Below are 19,242 nucleotides of genomic sequence, written 5' to 3'. Positions count from 1 at the left end.
AGTGGCCCGGCGGCACCCCCCCCCCCCCACCACTCACGACCGGGGAGCCAGGTCAGCGGGTGACGGCCTGCCAGCGCTGGTTGGGCCCGTTGGTCGGCTTGTACAGGCCGATCCGGGCGCCGTCCTCACGGGACTCGCTCGTGACGTCGAGCAGCTGCCCGCTCGCCGCGTTGACGAACGTCCAGGTGCCGTCACCGGTCGTGGACAGCGTCCACTGCGCCGCCGGGTCGCACGCGCCCGCCGCGGCCAGCGTCACCGCGCCGCCGGACGTGCTGAGCACCTGGCCCGTGCCCGCGTTCGTGATGGTGAACCGGTCGCGGTTGCCGTAGCGGCCCGTGCGGTCGGTGAGCGTCCAGCGCTGCGCCGCCGCCGAGGCGTCCGTCGTGCGCTGGACCAGCGAGCCGTTTTCCGCCGACAGCGACTTGCCGCTCTGCACGCCGGTGAAGGTGACCGGTTTGCCCGAGCCGATGCCGGTGCCGGCCGCCGTCGCGGAGACGCCGTCGACGAGGAAGGTCGTCACCGAACGCGCCGGGACCTGGAGCGTCGCCCGGCCGGCGGTCACCTTCACCGGCTTGCCCCGCTTCAGCGCCCCGGTGACGTCGGTGACCACCGGCGTCACGGACGCCCCGTGCCGGACGTTCCGGAAGCCGGACAGGTCCAGCGTGACGTCCTGGGCGTCGGTGCCCGCGTTGGTGTGCACGACCGTCGCCAGGTCCTCGCCGCGCATCGCGACCGTGGACGCGGTGTCGTTCACCCCGATCAGCCGGTCACCCGGCTTGATGTAGTGGGTGAAGTTGCGCATGGTGTTGAACTTGGTGTTCGTCTTGATCGGGCAGGTCTGCAGCGTGGCGTTCTTCGGGCAGTCGAACGGGACCTGGATCTCGCCCCAGTTCATCCCGGCCGCGGACTCGCCGCCCGGCTTCATGTTGTTGTAGTCCTCGATCGGCTGCCAGCTGACCCACGCGCTCGGTTCCAGGAGCCGCAGGTCGTCGGTGATCTGCTTGGCCATGCCGAGGCCGGGGTCCATGTCCGTGAAGTCCTGGCGGTCCAGCCAGCTGCCGCCGACCTCGCTCATCCACAGCGGCTTGCCCGCGCCCTTGGCGAGGTCGCGCGGGACCGGCCGGTTGCCGGTGCCGTAGGTGTGCACGTTGAGCCGGCCCGCCGCGGCGCGCGCGTCGGCCGACCAGCCGGCCCAGTCCGCCGCGAAGATGTCCGGGTTGGTCTCGTCGGGCGCGGAGACGATCGCTCGCGAGCCGGCCGCCTTCAGCGCGGACGCCATCGCCGGGATCAGCTGCGACTGGACCGCCGGGCCGATGTGCGCGCCCTCCTGGCGGCCGCCGGTCGGGTTGCCGTCGGCGCCGAGCGTGGTCTTCCAGTAGTTCGTGTTCGGCTCGTTCAGCGGGTTCACCGACGCGAACTTGATGCCGTGCGCCTTCTCGAGGGTCCGCACGACCTGCGTCACATACGCGGTGAAGTCGCCGATCTTGTCCGGCCGCAGCTGCTCGTCGGTGGCGTTGAAGCCGCCCGAGACGTACCCGGAGACGGTCTGGAAGTAGGGCGGCGAGTTGCTGAACGCCTCCCACTTCGTGACGCGGTTCTTGATCTTGTCGACCCACCAGCGCTGGTTCGGGTCCGCCTTGGGGTCGAACTCGGCCGCGTCGCCGGGGGTCCACCAGTCCTTGTCGGTGCGGGTGGTACCGGCCGGAGCCTTCCACCAGCCCGGCACCGCGGCGCCCGCGCGCAGGTACGACGGGACGTCGGGGGCGTTGCCGCCGCCGACGTTGAACCGGGCGATGTTCAGGTTCAGCCCGTCGGGCCCGAAGACCAGGTCGGCCAGCTTGTTCCGGACGGCATCCGAGTAGCCGCCGGTCGCCTCGGCCATCCACGCCAGACTGGCGCCCCAGCCGTCGAACGGCTGCCGCCGGTAGGTCGGATCCGGCTTGACTGTGACAGAAGTGGCCGCTTCCGCCGGTGCGGCGACGACCGCGCCGCCTATCAGAGGTACACAAAGGACGGTGAGCAAACGCCGCAAGTTCATCGTCGAACTGCCCTTCGGTGCGGTGGGGACGGTACTTCAGGCCTCGGTGTGGCCCAGCAGCGGCCGCGGCACGAACCGGGCCGCGGGGTCGAGCATCGTGCCGAGTTCCAGCACGACCAGTTCGTTGGCACCGGGCCGGACCACCGGGCGCGGCACGTACAACGTCCGTTGCGGCCCGCGCCGCCAGTACCGGCCGAGCGCGAACCCGTTGAGCCAGGCGACGCCCTTGCCCCACTCCCCCGTGTCGAGGAAGAGGTCGGCGGGCTCGTCGACGTCGATCCGGGCGCGCAGCACCACCGGCCCGGCCACCGCGCCCGTCACGGACGACGGCGCCGAAGGCCGCAGCGACGGCAGCGTGGCCAGGTCGAACGGCAGCACGTCCCAGCCGGCCAGCGGCTCGCCGTGCAGCGACGCCCCGCCGATGATGCCCTTCGCCTCGCCGATGCGCGGGCCGTAGTCGACGCGGCCCTGGTCCTCGACCAGCACCAGCAGCTCGCCGGACGCGCGCGGCAGCGGGATCGCGCGCTCGTGGTGGTCCCGGCTGAGCGTGCCGACCAGGTCGCCGTCGAAGAACACGGTCGCGCGGTCGCGGACCTCGCCGAAGGTCAGCACGCCGGGCCGGTCGCCCTCGACGGTGCACCGCAGCAGCGCGAGCTGCGGCATCGGCGTGAGCTCGTCGAACGCGGGCAGCTCTTCGTGGAACTCCCAGGTGCCCCACCGCTCCGGCGCGTCGAGCAGCCGGACCGGGTCACCGAGCGCGCCGGACGGCGTCGGTGCGGGCCGGGCCGGCGGCGGAACGGTGTCGGGCACCTTGTGGTAGCGGGCGATCACGTCGCGGAAGGCGTGGTACTTCGGCGTCGGGTTCCCGGCTTCGTCCAGCGGCGCGTCGTAGTCGTAGGACGTGATCAGCGGCTGGTAGACGCCCTTGTCGTTGGCGCCGTTGGTGAGCCCGAAGTTGGTGCCGCCGTGGAACATGTACAGGTTGACCGACGCGCCCGCGGCGAGCAGCGCGTCGAGCTCCGCCGCCGAATCCGCGGCCGACGTCGTGTGGTGGTGCGCGCCCCAGTGGTCGAACCAGCCGTTCCAGAACTCGCTGCACATCAGCGGCCCGGTCGGCTGGTGCTCCCGCAGGACGGCCAGCCGCGCTTCGGCACCGGACCCGAACGACGCCGTGCGGTGCAGCCCGTCGAGGCTGCCCGCTTCGAGCATCTCCGGTGTCGGCTGGTCCACTGTGGTCAGTGGCACGGTGACGCCGGAGTCGCGCGTGTGCTCGGCGAGCGCTTTCAGGTAACGCTTGTCGTCGCCGAACGCGCCGTATTCGTTCTCCACCTGGACCAGCAGCACCGGCCCGCCGCGGTCGACCTGGTGCGGGACGACGACCTCGTACACCTTCGTCAGGTACTCGCGGACGGCGTCCAGGTACTTCGGCTCGTACCGGCGCACGCCGACCGACGGGTCGCGGAACAGCCAGGCGGGCAGCCCGCCGTTGTCCCACTCGGCGCAGATGTACGGGCCGGGCCGCACGATCGCGTACATCCCGGCGTCGGCGATCATGCGCAGGAACCGGTCGAGGTCGAGCCCGCCGGACAGGTCGAACGTGCCGGGCTCCGGGGCGTGCGCGTTCCACGCCACGTACGTCTCGATGGTGTTGAGCCCCATCCGCCGGGCCTTGTCGATCCGGTCGGCCCACAGGTCCGGGTGGACGCGGAAGTAGTGCAGGGCACCGGACAGGATGCGTAACGGGCGGCCGTCGAGCAGGAAGTCGTGCTCCCCGATGGCGAACTCAGGCATCCGGGCCCGCCTGCGGGGTCAGCTGGAGCACGGTCCAGGACAAGGGTGGCAGTGTCACGGTGATGGTGGTCCCCCCGGGATCGGACGTCGCGACCGTGCCGGGTAGCGGCACCGGCCGGACCGGTTGTGCGTCGGCGGTGTTCACCGTGTGGCGGGTCTCGCCGTCCGGTGTGGTCAGGGTTTCGGCGGCGTAGACGCCGAACCGGGCGCCACGCAGGCGGATCCGGACTTCGGTCGGCGACGCCGTCGCGCGGTTGGTCAGGAACACCGCCCCGCGCCCGGACTCCTCGACCGTCGCGGCGGCGTCGACCAGGCCGACTTCGCCGTGTTGTGCGGTGCGGAGCCGGTCGCCGTCGACCTCCAGGCGCAGGCTCGCCCCGCCGGCCAGCGCGGCGACCTGCCGGAACGGGTGGAACGTCGTCTGCCGCCAGGCCGGGCCACCGGGCTCGGAGCGGATCGGCGCGATGACGTTCACCAGCTGCGCCTGGTTGGCCATGGTGACGCGGTCGACGTTGCGCAGCAGGGAACTCAGCAGCGAACCGACGACGACCGCGTCGGTGACGGTGTAGGTGTCCTCGATGATCCGCGGGTGCTGCCGCCAGCCGCCCGCGGCGAGCTCCGCCTGGTCGACCTCGTTCCAGCGGCGCAGGTCCCAGACGTTCCACTCGTCGACGCTGATCCCGATCTTCTTGTCGAGCCCCAGCTCGGCGAGGGTTTCGTCGATGACCCCGGCCGTCGTGGCGATGTAGCGGTCCAGCGCGGCCGCGCTGGCCAGGTAGCTGTCGGTGTCGCCGTGCAGCTCCTGGTAGTAGGCGTGCAGCGAGATGTGGTCGACCAGCTCGGCGGTGTGGCGCAGCACGGTGCGCTCCCACGAGCCGAACGTCGGCATGTCGGCGTGCGAACTGCCCGCGACGACCAGTTCGAGGTCCGGGTCGATCATCCGCATGAGCCGGGCGGTCTCGGCGGCCAGGCGGCCGTACTCCTCGGCCGTCTTGTGGCCGATCTGCCACGGGCCGTCCATCTCGTTGCCGAGGCACCACAGCTTGAAGCCGAACGGGCGGTCGGCGCCGTTCGCGCGCCGCCGCTCGCTCAGTTCCGTCCCGCCGGCGTGGTTGCAGTACTCGAGGACGTCCGCGGCTTCCTGGATGCCGCGGGTGCCGAGGTTGACGGCGTACATCACCTCGGCACCCGCGGCTTCGGCCCACGCGACGAACTCGTGCAGGCCGAAGCGGTTGGACTCGACGCTGTGCCACGCCGGGTCCAGCCGGACCGGCCGCGATTCGGCCGGTCCGACGCCGTCTTCCCAGCGGTAGCTGGAAACGAAGTTGCCACCGGGGTAGCGAAGCACGGTCGGCCCGAGTTCCCGGACCAGCTCCAGGACGTCGCCGCGGAAGCCGCGAGCGTCCGATGTGGAGTGACCCGGCTCGTACAGCCCGGTGTAGACCGACCGGCCCATGTGCTCGACGAAGGAGCCGAAGAGGCGACGCGGGACCGGGCCGATGACCTGGCCCGCGTCGCCTTCGATGTGGACGGTCATCCGGCGCTGACCGTGAAGCCCTGCTGGTTGCCGTAGTCGACGATGGCCTGCTGCCAGGCCGCCAGTCCGGCGTCGAGCGGGGTGGCGTTCAGGTAGGCCTTGCCGGCGGTGTCGCTGAAGATGCTGTTGGCGTAGGTCTGGTACGGCAGGTACGTCCAGCCCGGCGCGACGTCCTTCGACGCCTGCGTCAGCACCTGGTTGACCTTCTGGCCGCCGAAGTAGGGCACGGCCTCGTCGACGAACGCGGGCGAGGTCAGGTCGGCCGTGGTCGACGGGAAGCCGCCGCTCTTGATGAACGGCTGGACGCCACCGGCGTGGTTGAGCCAGCGCACGAAGCCCGCGGCCAGCGCCGGGTTCTTGCTCTGCTTGACCACGGACTGCGCGCTGCCGCCGTTCTCCGCGGTGACCGGCTTGCCGTCGTAGGTCGGCATCGGCGCGACCGCCCACTTGCCGGCGCCGCCGGGCACCGACGAGATGAAGTTGCCCGGCATCCAGGCGCCGGTGACCAGGGACGAGATGGTGCCGTCACCGAGCGCGCGGAACCAGTCGTCGGACCACTCCTTGACCGGGGCGAGCAGCTTGCCCTGGATCAGCTGGTCCCACATCGCGGTCCACTTCTTGGTGCCCGCGTCGGCGAGGTCGACCTTCACGTTCCGGCCGTCGACGGTGAACGGGTGCCCGCCGGCCTGCCAGATCATGCTCAGCACGAACCCGGGGTCACCGGTGTCCGAGGTGATGTACTTGGCCGGGTCGGCGGTGTGCAGCTTCTTCGCCGCGTCGATGTACTCGGCCCAGGTCTTCGGCACGGCGATGCCGTTCTTGTCGAAGACCTCCTTGTTGTAGAACAGGGCCATCGGGCCGGAGTCCTGCGGGAGGCCGTAGATGCCGTTGCCGTTCTTCACCTGCGCCCACGTCGAGGCGCTGTAGTCCTTCTCGAACGAGCCGAAACCGAACTGGTTGAGGTCCGCCAGCGAGTCGGTCAGCGCGAACTGCGGGAGGGCGTAGTACTCGATCTGGGCGACGTCGGGGGCACCCGAGCCGGCCTTGATCGCGTTCTGGAGCTTGGTGTACTCCTCCTTGTTGGTCCCCGCGTTGACGTAGTTGACCTTGACGTTCGGGTATTCCTTCTGGAAGGCGGCCACCTGGTCCTTGGCCGACGGCGTCCAGCTCCAGTAGGTGATCTCGCCGCCGGCCTTCAGCGCGGCGTCGACGGAGTCCTGGGTGCCGGTGGCGGCGGCGGGGGCGGAGGACGTGCCCCCGGACGAGCAGCCGACCGCGAGCGCGGCGGCCAGCGCGAGGGCGGCGGCCGCCTTGGCGCGGGTGCGGATTCTTGACATCGGGTGTCCCTTCACGGCGGTGTGACGGCGGGTTATTGCTTAACGCTTCCGGCGCTCAGCCCGGACTGCCAGAACCGTTGCATGAGCAGGAAAGCGACGACGAGGGGAATGATGGTGAGCAACGACCCGGTGAGCACCAGGTTGAAGATCGGCTGGGCGCCGGCGCCGTTGGCCTGGGCGCTCCACTGGTTGAGCCCGACGGTCAGCGGGTACCACTTCGGTTCGCTGAGCATGATCAGCGGCAGGAAGTAGTTGTTCCACGTCTGCACCATCGTGAACAGCGCGACCGTGATGATGCCGGGAACCAGCTGGCGCAGCGTCACGGTGAGGAAGATCCGGAGCTCGCCCGCGCCGTCGATCCGCGCCGCTTCCAGGAGCTCGTCGGGGATGGCGTCGGCGGCGTAGACCCAGATCAGGTACAGGCCGAACGGGCTGATCAGGGACGGGATGAGGACCGCCCACGGCGTGTTGGTCAGCCCCATCTTGCTGAACATCAGGAACGTCGGCACGGCCAGCGCCGTCGGGGGCACGGCCACGGCGCCGAGGACGACGGCGAACACCCCGCGGCGGCCGGGGAAGCGGTACTTGGCCAGCCCGTAGCCCGCCGCGGTGGCGAGGAAGGTCGCGCCGCCGGCGCCGACCACGACGTACAGCAGGGTGTTCCCGAGCCAGCGGAAGAAGATGCCGCCGTTGTAGGTGAACGTCTGGCCGATGTTGTCGAACAGCGCGAACGTGTCGCCGAAGGACAGTCCCGAGGTCGAGAACAGCGCCGGCTGGGTCTTGCTCGCGTTGATCACCAGCCACACCAGGGGGACCAGGGTGTAGAGCAGGTACAGCGCCATGAAGCCGGTGAGGACCCGGGACTTGCGCGGCTTGGTCACGGAGAACCGCGTCTTCGGGAGAACAGCCACGTCACATCTCCTTCCGGGAGCCGCGCAGCTGCACGACGTAGGCGATGACCGCGGTGATCACGCCCATCACGATCGCGACGGTGGCGGAGTAGTTGTACTGCTGCCCGTTGAAGGAAAGGTTGTAGGCGTACATGTTCGGCGTGTAGAACGTGCCGATTGTGTTCGGGACCAGGTTGCGCATGATGTTCGGTTCGTTGAACAGCTGGAAGCTGCCGATGATCGAGAAGATCGTCGCGACCACGATGGCGCCCCGGATCGCGGGCAGCTTGACCGAGAGGATCGTGCGGAACGTGCCGGCGCCGTCGATGGCGGCCGCCTCGAACAGTTCCTTCGGGATCACCTTCAGCGCGGAGTAGAAGATGAGCATGTTGTAGCCCACGAACTCCCACGTGACGATGTTGCCGATCGAGGTGAGCAGCCAGCTCGGCGACAACGGCGCCAGCGCGGTGCCGAGCAGGTGGTTCAGGTCGGCGGCGAGCCCGAAGTGGTCACCGTAGATGAACCCCCACATCAGCGCGGCGACCACGGCGGGCACCGCGTACGGCAGGAAGATCACGATCCGGAAGAAGCCGGCGGCGTGCAGCCGGGCGCTGTCGATCGCCAGGGCCGCGATCAGCGCGAGCACCAGCATGATCGGTACCTGCACGGCGAGGAACACCAGCACGCGCCGGAAGGCCTCCCAGAACTTCGGGTCGCCGAAGACCTGGACGTAGTTGTCGGCGCCGACGAAGACCGTGCCGCCGAAGAAGGCCTGGTCCCGGAAGAGGCTCAGCACGAAGGCGTACACGACGGGCGCGATGAAGGTCAGCGCGAACACCAGCATGAAGGGGGCGACGAACAGCCAGCCCCGCCATTTCCGCCGCGGCCGGCGGGCCGCGGACGCCCGGCGCGAAGGCACCGGGGCGGGCGGAGCCGCTGTGGACGTCATCGTCACTCCGAGTGGTCATGCGGCCGGGCACTGGACCCGGCAGGATGTTTACGTCAACATGGACGGCCGCAGAGTAACGTGTTGACGTAAACATGTCCAGGACACCAAGGAGTGACTGTGCCGCGCCAGACAGCGACGTCATCCGCACCCGGCCCGGCCCGGCGCCGGGGCCCGTCGATGGCGGACGTCGCCCGCGAGGCGGGTGTCTCGGGCCAGACGGTTTCCCGGGTCGCCAACGGCAAGACCAATGTGGACGAAGCGACGCGGGAGCGGGTGCTCGCCGCGATGCGACGGGTCGGCTACCGGCCCAACAGCGCGGCCCGGGCCCTGCGCAACGGCCAGTTCCGCAGCATCGGCGTGATCATTTCGGCCCTCCCGACGTTCGGCAACAGCCGCACCCTCGACGCCATCGCGGCGGCGGTCGTGCCGGAGGGGTTCTCGATCATCCTGATGCCGGTGACGCGACCGACCCAGGGCGAGGTGACCGGTGCGTTCAGCACGTTGAACGAGCAGGCCGTCGACGGCGTCATCATCCTCATCGAGCAACACCAGCTTGACCAAAGCGAAATCGAACTCCCGCACGGGCTCCCGGTGGTGGTGATCGACTCGAGTGCCCGCTACGACTACCCGGTGGTGGACAACGACCAGGCCGACGGCGCGGCGCGGGCGACCAGCCACCTGCTGTCCCTGGGGCACTCGACGGTCTGGCACATCGCCGGGCCGCCGCAGTCGTACTCGGCCGAGCGGCGCCGGAAGTCGTGGCAGGCCACTTTGGAGCGTGCGGGCCGTGTCGTTCCCCCGGTGGTGGCCGGCGACTGGTCACCGGAGTCGGGTTACCAGGCGGGCCTGCGCCTGGCGGCGGACCCGGAGGTGACGGCGGTGTTCGCGGCGAACGACCAGATGGCGTTGGGGCTGCTGCGCGCGTTGCACGAGACGGGCCGCGCGGTGCCGGCTTCGGTGAGCGTGGTCGGCTTCGACGACATGGAGGAGTCAGCCCACTTCTGGCCCCCGCTGACGACGATCCGCCAGTCGTTCGAGGCGGTGGGCCGCCACGCGGTGAAGGCCCTCCTGGCGGAGATCGAGACAGGCACGGAAGCCGGCGAGCCGGTCCTCCTCCCGACGGAGCTGGTCATCCGCTCCAGCACCGCCCCACCCCCCGCGTGATCGAAGGGTCAACTCACGTGATTGGGAGGTCAACTCGCGTGATTGGGAGGTCGACACGGCACGGGCCGGACGCCACCGCGTGTCGACCCTCCAATCACGCGTGCCGACCCTCCAATCACGCGTGTTGACCCTTCAATCACACGAACCGACCCTCCGGTACGGCATCGGGAATCTGCGCGGCGGTGGGCGGGGAACGAGGGTGGGAAAGTGGTCGTTTCAGGCGGGCGGGGCGGGGGAATTACCGGCCACCAAGCCGGAAACCCCGGTACCCCCAACGTCCCAGTGGCGTGGACCGTTCGGCCCCACGCCACGGAAACGAGACCGTCATGCTCGCCATTCTCGCCGCCGTCCTCTTCGGGCTCGCCTTGCTCATGGAGCTCGCCGGGTTCGGGCTCGGCCCGGTGATCACCACCGGGACGCTCACCACCGCCGGCCTCCTCTGCGTTGCCCTGCACCTGGCCGGCGTCGCCACCGACCGGTCGCGGTTCACCCGGCGGCGGCGGCGCTGACCTGCCGCAGCACCTGGGCGAACACCTCCGGCGACTGGGCTCCCGCCACGCCGTAGCGCTGGTCGATCACGAAGAACGGGACGCCGGACGCGCCGAGCGCGCGGGCCTGCTCGCCGTCCGATGCCACTTCCGCTTCGTACGCGTCGGATTCGAGCACCGCCCGCGCCTCGGCCTCGTCCAGGCCCGCTTCCACGGCCAGCGACACCAGCGAATCGTGGTCGAACAGCGAACGCCGCTCGGTGAAGTGCGCGGCGTAGAACCGGTCGACGACGGCGTCGGCCAGACCGCGCTCGGCCGCGAAGTGGACCAGGCGGTGGCCATCGACCGTGTTGCCCATGTGGACGCCGTCGAGGTGGTACTCGAGGCCGTCGGCGGCCGCGCGCTCCTCCATCTGGGCTTCCATCGCGTCCGCTTCTTCCAGTGTCCGGCCGTACTTCTCGGCCAGCACCTCGCGCGTCGGCCGCGAGGTCCCGCGCGGGAACGACGGGTCGAGCTGGAACGAGTGGTGCACCACCTCGACGTCGACACCGACTTCGGCCACCGCCTGCTCGAAGCGGCGTTTGCCGAGATAGCACCAGGGACAGACCAGATCGGACCAGATGTCTACGCGCACGGAACCCAGCTAACCGAAGGGGTGCCGCGCACTTCAAGGTAACCGGCACCCACCTGCGACTAGGGTGACGCCGGTGACCGCCTCGACCGACGACATCGTCCGGCACGCCGCCCGCCTGCTGATGGCCGGCACCCGCCTCGACCTCGGGCGGATGGCCGCCGACCTCGGCATCTCGCGCACCACCTTCTTCCGCCGCGTCGGCAATCGCGAGGACCTGATGGGCGCCGGCCTCCGCCTGCTCTCCGACCGGACCTGGCAGCGCGCGCTCGACGGCTGGCGCGCCGAGCACGGCGACGCGGTCCGCACCCCGGACGGCCGGCTGCGCTGCCTCTGGGTCATGGAGGCCTACCGCCGCGAAGTCGCCGGCAGCGAAGGCATGCGCAAGCTCATCGAGGCCGAGTCGAACGTCGCCCTGCGCGTGCTCACCGATCCGCGCGGTGCCGTGCAGCCCGGGCTGGTCGACGCGCACGTCAAGCTGTTCCAGGAGGACGCCGACGCCGCCGGGCTGGCCCCGCTGGTCGGGCTCCCGGACCTGGCCTTCGCGGTGGTCCGGCTCGGCGAGTCCTTCCTCTACTCCGACGTCCTCGCCGCCCGCTCGGTGGACCTGACCGTCGCGACGACGCTGGTCGACACCCTCGTGCGCGGCGCCCTCGAGCCGGTTCGCGTGCCCTGAGCGACCGCCCAGTTCGTCAGGCCGCTCCCCCATTCGGAGGATGTGGAACATTTCGCCAAGGTGTTTCATAGGCGGAGGGAAAGCGGTTACCCCGCACCCCGCCCGCGGCACGTCCTTCCGTTGCCGTGCACCAGTTCTGCCGATCCGCCCGTCTGTGTCCGGGCGTGCTTTCGCCTGCCCGGGGAAAGAGAGCGATCCATGTCCGCACCCACCAGCCCGCCGACGACGTCCGGCTTGGGTGAGAAAATTTCCCGCCGACGCGGGTGGCGCGCCAAGGCCGCCGGCGTCGTGCTGGGCGCCCTGGCGCTGACCACCGCGGTCGCCGCGCCGGCACCCGCCGCCGCGAACCCCTACGAGCGGGGTCCCGACCCGACCACCGCCAGCATCGAAGCCAGCCGCGGGTCGTTCGCGACGAGCACCGCCACGGTGTCCCGGCTGGCCGTCTCCGGCTTCGGCGGCGGCACCATCTACTACCCGACGACCACGACCGCCGGCACGTTCGGCGCGATCTCGATCGCTCCCGGCTTCACCGCCACCCAGTCGAGCATCGCCTGGCTGGGCCCGCGCCTGGCGTCACAGGGTTTCGTGGTGTTCACCATCGACACCATCACCACCTCCGACCAGCCCGACAGCCGCGGCCGGCAACTGCTGGCCTCCCTGGACTACCTGACGCAGCAAAGCAGCGTCCGATCGCGGATCGACAGCAGCCGGCTCGGCGTCGTCGGGCACTCCATGGGCGGCGGTGGCACGCTCGAAGCGGCGCGCTCCCGGCCGTCGCTGCAGGCCGCGGTGCCGCTGACCGGCTGGAACCTGACGAAGAACTGGTCGACCTTGCGGGTGCCGACGCTCGTCGTCGGGGCGCAGTCGGACACCATCGCGCCGGTGGCGTCGCACTCGATCCCGTTCTACGCGAGTCTTCCGTCCACTCTGGACCGTGCCTACCTGGAACTGCGCGGCGCCAGCCACTTCGCGCCCAACACGTCGAACACGACGATCGCGAAGTACACCCTGTCCTGGCTCAAGCGGTTCATCGACAACGACACCCGCTACGAGCAGTTCCTCTGCCCGATCCCGAGCACCAGCCTGTCCATTTCGGACTACCGCGGCAACTGCCCGCACAACGGCTAGCCGCCGAGGGTGACGACCACCTTGCCCTTGGCGTGCCCTGCCTCGGAGTAAGCGAACGCGGCACGCAGGTCGTCGAACGGGTAGCTCCGGTCGACGACCGGCGTGACCGCGCCGCGCTCCACGAAACCGGCCAGCTCACGCAGGACCGCCGCCTTGTCCGCGCAGGCCACGGCGTCCGCCAGCACGACCCGCCGCCGCGCCGGGAGACCGGACGCCAGGGCGGCGAAGACGTGCCCCGCGGGCTGCACCCACCGCCCGGCCGGGCCGCCGACGGCGACGAAGGTGCCGCCCCGCACCAGCACCCGCCGGCAGGCGAACACCGACCGGCCGCCGGCGACGTCCAGCACGACGTCGTAGCGGCGGTCGCTGCGCGTGAAGTCGTCCGTCCGGTAGTCGAAGACGTGCTCCGCGCCGAGCGAGCGCACCAAGGAGACGTTGGTGCTCACCGCGTCCACCCGCGCCCCGAGCGCCCGCGCCAGCTGGACGGCGAAGGTGCCGACCCCGCCGGAAGCGCCGTTGACCAGCACCCGCTGCCCGGCCTCGACACCTCGCAGCGCCAGCAGCGCGGTCACGGCCGCCATCGGCATCGCCGCCGCCTGCTCGTGGGTGAGGTTCGCCGGCATCGGCGCCAGCAGGTCCTCGGGCACGCAGACGTACTCGGCGTGCGCACCCCGCGGCAGCAGCGCGTAGACGTCGTCGCCGGGCGCGAACACCTTCCCCGCCGACGACACCCGGCCGGCCAGGTCGCAGCCGAGGACGCCCACCGGCGGGCGCCGCAGGCCGAAGCCGCCGGTCATCAGGCGGGCCACGTACGGCTCGCCTCTCATGAAGTGCCAGTCGTACGGGTTGACCGAAGTGGCGTGCACCCGCACCAGCACTTCGCCGGGACCCGGCACCGGTTCGGGCACGTCTTCCCAGGTCAAGCTGTCCGGCGGGCCGTACGCACGCTGCACCAAAGCCTTCATGACCGCTCCCTTACGTTGTAAGTCTTACGCCGTAAGGTAGCTCTAGGACGAGCGCAGGGTCAAGGGGACTTACGTTGTACGATCCAATCCGTGACCACCGATGCCCGGACCCCGCTGAGCCGGGAACGCGTGCTGCGGGCGGCCGTCGCGCTCGCCGACGAGCACGGGCTGCGCGCGGTGACCATGCGCCGGCTCGCCGAGGACCTCGGCGCCGAGGCGATGTCGCTCTACTACCACGTGGCCAAGAAGGAAGACGTGCTCGACGGGATCGTCGAGGTGGTCGCCGAGGAGATCAACGACGTCGTGGCCCGCGTGGCGCCCGGCCCGGACTGGAAGCAGACGGCCCGGCGGCGCATCCTCGCGGCGCGGCAGGTCTTCCTCCGCCACCCCTGGGCGCCCGGCCTGTTCGGCACGCGCTCGGCGACGAGCATCGCGGTGCTGAAGTACTACGACGGCCTGGTCGGCCTGATGCGCGAGGGCGGGTTCTCGCACGACCGGATCCACCACGCGCTGCACGCGCTGGGCAGCCGCGCGCTCGGGTTCAGCCAGGAGCTGTTCGACCCGAACGCCGGGGCGTCGGCCGAGGTGCCCGCGGAACTGGCCGCCCAGCTGCCGAACCTGGTCGGGATGCTGGCCGAAATCGCCCACGACGACCCGGATTCGACCCTCGGCTGGTGCGACGACCAGGCGGAGTTCGAATTCGGCCTCGACCTCGTCCTCGACGGCCTCGACCGGCTGCGGTAGTCCACCGGCTGGGACAACTCCGCCCACCGGGGCAAAATCGAAGCTGTGTCACGACCACTGCGGAAGCTCGGCTTCCTGACCATCGGCCTGTTCGACGCGGCCGACCCGCGCCGGGGCCACGAGTCGACGCTGGAGATCATCGAGCTGGGCGAACGCCTCGGGTTCGACAGCGCCTGGGTGCGCCACCGGCACCTCCAGTACGGCATTTCCTCGCCGGTCGCCGTGCTGGCCGCCGCGTCGCAGCGGACCAGCCGGATCGAGCTCGGCACCGCGGTGATCCCGCTCGGCTGGGAGAACCCGCTGCGGCTGGCCGAAGACCTCGCCACCGTCGACCTGCTCTCGGGCGGGCGGCTCAACCCCGGGCTCAGCGTCGGGCCGCCGATGCGCTGGGACGACGTCAAGCACGCCCTCTACCCGGACACCGCGGACGTCGAGGACTTCTCGTACGACCGGGTGCAGCGGCTGCTGGACTTCGTGCGCGGCGAGCCGGCGACGGGATTCAGCGGCACCCAGGGCTTCGAGGTGTTCTCGGACCGCGTCCAGCCGCAGGCACCCGGCCTCGGCGACCGCCTCTGGTACGGCGGCGCGAGCCTGCGCTCGGCGGAGTGGGCCGGCAAGCACCGGATGAACTTCCTCACCAGCAGCGTGGTCAAGGCCGAAGGCGAGAGCACGGACTTCGCCGAGATCCAGCTCTCGCACATCCGGACGTTCCGCGAGCACCACCCCGAAGGCCGCATTTCGCAGGGCCTGGTCGTGATCCCCACCGACGGCGCGACACCGGAACAGCGGGCGAAGTACGAGGCCTATGCCGAAAAACGGCTGCCCCGCACGGCGGAACCGCAGGGCCCCGCGCGGATGCTGTTCTCCCCCGACTTCGTCGGCACGTCGGCGGAAATCGCCGAGCGGCTGCACGCGCACCAGGCGTTCCGCGAGATCGACGAGGTGGCTTTCGCCCTGCCGTTCACCTTCGAACACGAAGACTACGTGCAGATCCTCACCGACATCGCGGAACGCCTGGGCCCCCTGCTCGGACGCTGACCTACTTGTTGGTGCCCGGCGTCAGCACCTTGTCGATCACGAAGACCGTGGCGTTCTTCGTGGGGATGTTGCCGCACAGGATCTTCGCGCCGTTGATCGTCATGCTGTCGCCGGAGCCCTCGATCTTCACCGGGCCGCCGGCGGTGTTGAGCGTCTCGACCGAACCGGCCGCGGCGAGGCCCTTGGCGTCGTAGCGCTTGCCGACGACGTGGTACTGCAGGATCGGCGCCAGCTCGGCGGGCTTGCCGGCCAGTTCGTTGAACTTGGCGTCACCCAGCGCGGCGAACGCCGGGTCGGCCGGCGCGAAGACCGTGATGGCCTCCTGGCTGTTCAGCGTGTCGACCAGGTTGGTGGCCTTGACCGCGGCCACCAGCTTGGTCAGCAGCGGGTTGGTCGAAGCGGCCGAGGCGACCGGCTGCGGGCCCATCGAGTCCAGCGAACCGGGCGCGGAACCCTGCGGCAGCTGCGAACAGGCCGGGCCGAAGACGTCGGCGTTGGTGGTCACGCCGGAACCACCGGCCGCCATGCTGGACGACGGCGCGGACATCGACGACGACGGAGCCGGCGCCGGGGCGCTGCTGGAGCTGCCCGACGAAGCGGTGTCGCTACCGCTGCACGCGGTCAGCGAAAGGGCGGCGACAGCGGCGACACCGATTCCGGCGACACGAAGCTTGGTCACGAAAATCACTCCCATAAGCGGCTGAGAACTTCTTCTTGCCCGGTATTCGGAACTACGCGGAAATCGGATTGGCCCCCATTCGGGTGATCCGGGTCACCGTGCCGTGAAGGCGATGCTGTGCCACCCGGTCGCGCCGTCGGGGACGGTCCCGGCGCGCATTTCGGTCTGCGTGGACCCGCTTTTGTCCGTCGCCCGGCAGACGACCTGGTGGCCACCCGGCGCGAGGTCGAACTCGAGCCACCACATGCGCCAGGTGTCGACGTTCACTTCGTGCGACAGCACGGCTTCCCGCCACGGTCCGTTGTCCATGCGCAGCTCGACCTTGGCGATCCCGGTGTGCTGCGCCCAGGCGACCCCCGCGACACGGACCTTCCCCGAAGGGACGGTTTCGAAACCCTTCGGCGTGTCGATTCTCGATTCCGTTTTGATCGGGGCCTCCTGGCCCCACCCGCGTTTCAGCCAGTACGCCTGCCGTGCCCCCCAGGTCGTGACTTCGAGGTCGGTCACCCATTTCGTGGCCGACACGTACCCGTACAACCCGGGAATGACGAGCCGGGCCGGGAAACCGTGCTCGATCGGCAGCGGTTCGCCGTTCATGCCGATGGCGAGCATGGCCCCGCGCGCCCGGTCCAGCGCCGCGGCGACCGGGCTGCCGGACGTCCAGCCGTCCACACTGGACGAAAAGAGCTGCTCGGCACCCGGCCGCACCCCGGCCTCTTCGAGCAGGTCGGCCAGGTCGACGCCGAGGAAGTTCGCGGTGGAGACGTAGGTGCCGCCGACCTCGTTGGACACGCAGGTCATCGTGATCGTGCGTTCCACCAGCGGCCGGTTCCGGATGTCGCCGTAGCGGTACCGGATCTCGCGGTCGACCATCCCGTGCAGCCGCAGGCTCCAGTCCTCGGCCCGCACCTGCGGCACGGTCAGCGCGGTGTCCACCCGGTAGAAGCGGTCGTTGGGGGTCAGGAACGTCGGCGTGCCCAGCTTCGCGAAGTCGGCGTCGGCCGGGATCATCGGTGCGGTCCGGGCCGGGACGAGCCGCCCGACCGCTTCGCGCGACGCCGCCGCGTCCCGGCGGCCGGCGAGCAGCTGCCCGCCGAGACCGGCGACCCCCGCGCCCACGACGACGCCGGCGCTCGCCAGCAGCACCGTCCGCCGCGACGAGTCCGGGGCGGCAGTGTTGACGCCGAGCCGGTGCAGAAAGGCGAACGTCCCCACCCCGGCGACCAAGCTCGCCAGCGGGGCCAGCAGCGCGACCGCGTCGAGATCCGGCCGCGCGTACACCGCGACCAGGCCGACGAGCCCGAACCCGGTGATCACCACCAGTCCCGGCACCGGCGTCCGGCGCGACAGCAGGCCCGCCACCGCCGCGACGGCCACCATGACGACGGCCATCCCGGACAGCAGCACGAGCTTGTCGTAGGTGCCGAAGGTGCGGACGGCGAAGTCCTTCAGCCACACCGGGGTCAAATCGATGGCACCGTTGCCCACGGCCAGGTAGGGCGACGCGTTGACGCCGACGAACCCGGCGACGAGGTGGCCGGCCGCCAAGGCGGCGGCGAGCGCCAGGACCCCGAGCAGGGCGGCCCACCCGCGGCTACGCAAGGGAAATCCTGGTGACGGCGGGGGTCGTCGGGCCGGCCGAACCGCCGGCGGGCTCGACGGTGATCCCGATCCGGTCGACGTCGGCGGGCAGGTCGGCCACCAGCATCCGCTGCGACACCTCGGTCGTCATCAGCCCGGCCGAGCGCGCGTGTCCGCCGCCGATCAGCCACACCTGGTAGACGTGCCCGGCGTCGAGCGCGGGCAGGTCCGACGCGAGCAGCACGGCCTGGTGGCGGCTGCGCGAGACGACGAGCGTGGTGTGCCCTTCCCCCGCCCCTTGGATCGCGGCCGCGTCCGGCGCGCTCAGCACCGAGTCGACCGGCGCGGGTGTCCTGACCACCCCGAACACGACCGCCACCACGGCCGCCGCGGCGGCGCCGAACAGGGCGAAGCGCACCTGCCACGTCTTGGCCCGGCTCAGCCGGCGGACCACCGGCACCCTCGGTGGCAGCTGGCGGGTGCGGGCCACGTCGGCGAGCACCACCAGCTTCAGCGACGGCGGCGGGTCCACCGCGGCCGCCACGCCCAGCCGCGCGCCGGTCGCCCGCAGTTCGGCCACCTCCTGGCGGCAAGCGGCGCACTCGCCGAGGTGGCGTTCGAACTCCGCGCGGTCCGCGGCGGACACCGCGTCCAGGGCGTACGCCCCGGTCATCGTGTGCAGCTCGGCGGTCATCGGTCCACCCCCAGGCAGTCGCGCAGCCGGATCAGGCCGTCGCGGATGCGGGTCTTGACCGTGCCCGGCGCGACCTTCAGCACCTCGGCGACCTCGGGGTAGGTGTAGCCGTTGTAGTAGGCCAGGACGATCGACTCGCGCTGCAGGTCGGTCAGCGCGGCCAGGCACTGCCGCACCCGCTGCTGCTCCAGACCGGCCAACGTGGACTCGGTGACCTCGTCGAACGGCCGCCGGACGTCCATCAGGCCCGCCCGCTCCTCGCGGTCGACACCGGCCTGGTGCGAGCGCACGCGGTCGACGGCCCGGCGGTGCGCGATGGTCAGCACCCACGACAGGGCGCTGCCGCGGTCCGGCTCGTACCTCGTGGCCTTGCGCCACACCTCCACCAGCACCTCCTGCGCCACCTCTTCGGCCTGCGCGTGACTGCGCAGCACGCGCGTCGCGAGGCCGAGGACCGGACCCGCGACGAGGTCGTAGAGCGACGCGAACGCCGTCTCGTCGCCCGCCGCCACCCGCGCGAGCAGCTCTTCGGCGCTCGGCGCGGGCGCCGGTGCCTCGTCCGGTGGCAGCCGCAGCCGCCCACGCTCACCCATTCCCGGCCCTCCACGTCACCCCTGACTTGCCGGGGGTTCGCGGCCAGGCGGCGAAGCGGACTGGTGCCCGGTGGCGTTTCCCACCCGGACGGCGCAAATCCGCCGCCGGAACCCATCCGGTGGCCGCGCGGCTCCGAATGCCGGTCGAGGTGCGTGGTCAGCGCCGTGCGGACCGCTCACCGCGACGCTGATGTGCCGAGCAACGCGTGATCGGGAGGTCATCACGCGTGATCGGAAGGTCGACACGCGTGATTGAGGGGTCGACACGCGTATCTGGACGGTCGGTGGGTGTACCTGGACATCGCGGGCCAGAAAGACC

At 70.8% G+C, this 19,242-nt stretch carries 18 protein-coding genes; 6 read left to right on the top strand and 12 right to left on the bottom strand.

Annotation, left to right across the window (positions count from 1 at the left end; translation table 11 throughout):
• Positions 1-52: 52 nt before the first annotated feature.
• From ACWDN5_RS31460 to ACWDN5_RS31435, 6 genes are all read right to left on the bottom strand, one after another.
• On the bottom strand, positions 53-2,038 hold the full coding sequence (locus ACWDN5_RS31460) for an RICIN domain-containing protein (RefSeq protein WP_449678825.1): 1,986 nt from the start codon (positions 2,036-2,038) through the stop codon (positions 53-55).
• Between the two features lie 36 nt (positions 2,039-2,074).
• Positions 2,075-3,829 (bottom strand): glycoside hydrolase family 35 protein, encoded by a 1,755-nt coding sequence (locus ACWDN5_RS31455; protein ID WP_449678824.1) that lies wholly within the window; start codon positions 3,827-3,829, stop codon positions 2,075-2,077.
• Entirely contained in the window at positions 3,822-5,366 is a 1,545-nt protein-coding gene (gene arfA, locus ACWDN5_RS31450; RefSeq protein ID WP_449678823.1) for an arabinosylfuranosidase ArfA, read from the bottom strand. Before arfA ends, ACWDN5_RS31455 begins: the two co-directional genes overlap by 8 nt.
• Positions 5,363-6,703 carry an ABC transporter substrate-binding protein gene (locus ACWDN5_RS31445; RefSeq protein WP_449678822.1) on the bottom strand — a complete coding sequence of 447 codons (1,341 nt, stop codon included), beginning with the start codon at positions 6,701-6,703 and terminating at the stop codon, positions 5,363-5,365. The genes arfA and ACWDN5_RS31445 overlap by 4 nt, the downstream gene beginning before the upstream one ends.
• Before the next feature lie 32 nt (positions 6,704-6,735).
• Complete coding sequence (locus tag ACWDN5_RS31440) at positions 6,736-7,545, bottom strand: carbohydrate ABC transporter permease (RefSeq protein WP_310968469.1); 810 nt, start codon at positions 7,543-7,545, stop codon at positions 6,736-6,738.
• Between the two features lie 70 nt (positions 7,546-7,615).
• Positions 7,616-8,542 carry a carbohydrate ABC transporter permease gene (locus tag ACWDN5_RS31435; protein WP_449678821.1) on the bottom strand — a complete coding sequence of 309 codons (927 nt, stop codon included), beginning with the start codon at positions 8,540-8,542 and terminating at the stop codon, positions 7,616-7,618.
• A gap of 111 nt (positions 8,543-8,653) precedes the next feature.
• Here ACWDN5_RS31435 and ACWDN5_RS31430 point away from each other — a divergent pair, with 111 nt between their 5' ends.
• Complete coding sequence (locus ACWDN5_RS31430; protein WP_310967394.1) at positions 8,654-9,706, top strand: LacI family DNA-binding transcriptional regulator; 1,053 nt, start codon at positions 8,654-8,656, stop codon at positions 9,704-9,706.
• Positions 9,707-10,032: 326 nt separating this feature from the next.
• Positions 10,033-10,215 (top strand): hypothetical protein, encoded by a 183-nt coding sequence (locus tag ACWDN5_RS31425; protein ID WP_308676161.1) that lies wholly within the window; start codon positions 10,033-10,035, stop codon positions 10,213-10,215.
• Here ACWDN5_RS31425 and ACWDN5_RS31420 read toward each other — a convergent pair.
• On the bottom strand, positions 10,193-10,828 hold the full coding sequence (locus ACWDN5_RS31420; protein WP_449678820.1) for a DsbA family oxidoreductase: 636 nt from the start codon (positions 10,826-10,828) through the stop codon (positions 10,193-10,195). The two genes, ACWDN5_RS31425 and ACWDN5_RS31420, sit on opposite strands and share 23 nt — an antisense overlap.
• Positions 10,829-10,901: 73 nt before the next feature.
• On the opposite strand from ACWDN5_RS31420, the gene ACWDN5_RS31415 reads away from it, so the two are divergent.
• Both ACWDN5_RS31415 and bdeA read left to right on the top strand, forming a co-directional pair.
• A complete protein-coding gene (locus ACWDN5_RS31415) occupies positions 10,902-11,501 on the top strand; it encodes a QsdR family transcriptional regulator (RefSeq protein WP_449678819.1) in 600 nt (199 codons plus the stop codon).
• A 198-nt stretch (positions 11,502-11,699) separates the two neighbouring features.
• Complete coding sequence (bdeA, locus tag ACWDN5_RS31410; protein ID WP_310967391.1) at positions 11,700-12,629, top strand: bis(hydroxyethyl) terephthalate hydrolase; 930 nt, start codon at positions 11,700-11,702, stop codon at positions 12,627-12,629.
• On the opposite strand, the gene ACWDN5_RS31405 is transcribed toward bdeA, so the two are convergent.
• A complete protein-coding gene (locus ACWDN5_RS31405; protein WP_449678818.1) occupies positions 12,626-13,594 on the bottom strand; it encodes an NAD(P)-dependent alcohol dehydrogenase in 969 nt (322 codons plus the stop codon). The two genes, bdeA and ACWDN5_RS31405, sit on opposite strands and share 4 nt — an antisense overlap.
• Before the next feature lie 90 nt (positions 13,595-13,684).
• Between ACWDN5_RS31405 and ACWDN5_RS31400 the strand changes: the two genes are divergently transcribed.
• Positions 13,685-14,338, top strand: coding sequence for a TetR/AcrR family transcriptional regulator (locus ACWDN5_RS31400; RefSeq protein ID WP_449678817.1), 654 nt, complete (start codon positions 13,685-13,687; stop codon positions 14,336-14,338).
• 45 nt (positions 14,339-14,383) lie between these two features.
• Positions 14,384-15,376, top strand: coding sequence for an LLM class flavin-dependent oxidoreductase (locus ACWDN5_RS31395; protein ID WP_449678816.1), 993 nt, complete (start codon positions 14,384-14,386; stop codon positions 15,374-15,376).
• Between the two features lies 1 nt (position 15,377).
• Here the strand turns inward: ACWDN5_RS31395 and ACWDN5_RS31390 are convergent, their stop codons facing one another.
• From ACWDN5_RS31390 to sigK, 4 genes are all read right to left on the bottom strand, one after another.
• A complete protein-coding gene (locus ACWDN5_RS31390) occupies positions 15,378-16,055 on the bottom strand; it encodes a fasciclin domain-containing protein (protein ID WP_310967385.1) in 678 nt (225 codons plus the stop codon).
• Positions 16,056-16,148: 93 nt separating this feature from the next.
• Complete coding sequence (locus tag ACWDN5_RS31385; RefSeq protein ID WP_310967383.1) at positions 16,149-17,657, bottom strand: molybdopterin-dependent oxidoreductase; 1,509 nt, start codon at positions 17,655-17,657, stop codon at positions 16,149-16,151.
• Positions 17,650-18,330, bottom strand: coding sequence for an anti-sigma factor (locus ACWDN5_RS31380; protein WP_310967381.1), 681 nt, complete (start codon positions 18,328-18,330; stop codon positions 17,650-17,652). The genes ACWDN5_RS31385 and ACWDN5_RS31380 overlap by 8 nt, the downstream gene beginning before the upstream one ends.
• Positions 18,327-18,923 carry an ECF RNA polymerase sigma factor SigK gene (sigK, locus tag ACWDN5_RS31375; protein WP_310967380.1) on the bottom strand — a complete coding sequence of 199 codons (597 nt, stop codon included), beginning with the start codon at positions 18,921-18,923 and terminating at the stop codon, positions 18,327-18,329. The genes ACWDN5_RS31380 and sigK overlap by 4 nt, the downstream gene beginning before the upstream one ends.
• Positions 18,924-19,242: the final 319 nt, after the last annotated feature.

Source organism: Amycolatopsis sp. NPDC003731, from assembly GCF_053586895.1.
The sequence above is the reverse complement of the archived record's forward strand: the minus strand, read 5'-3'. Positions and strand labels throughout refer to the sequence as shown.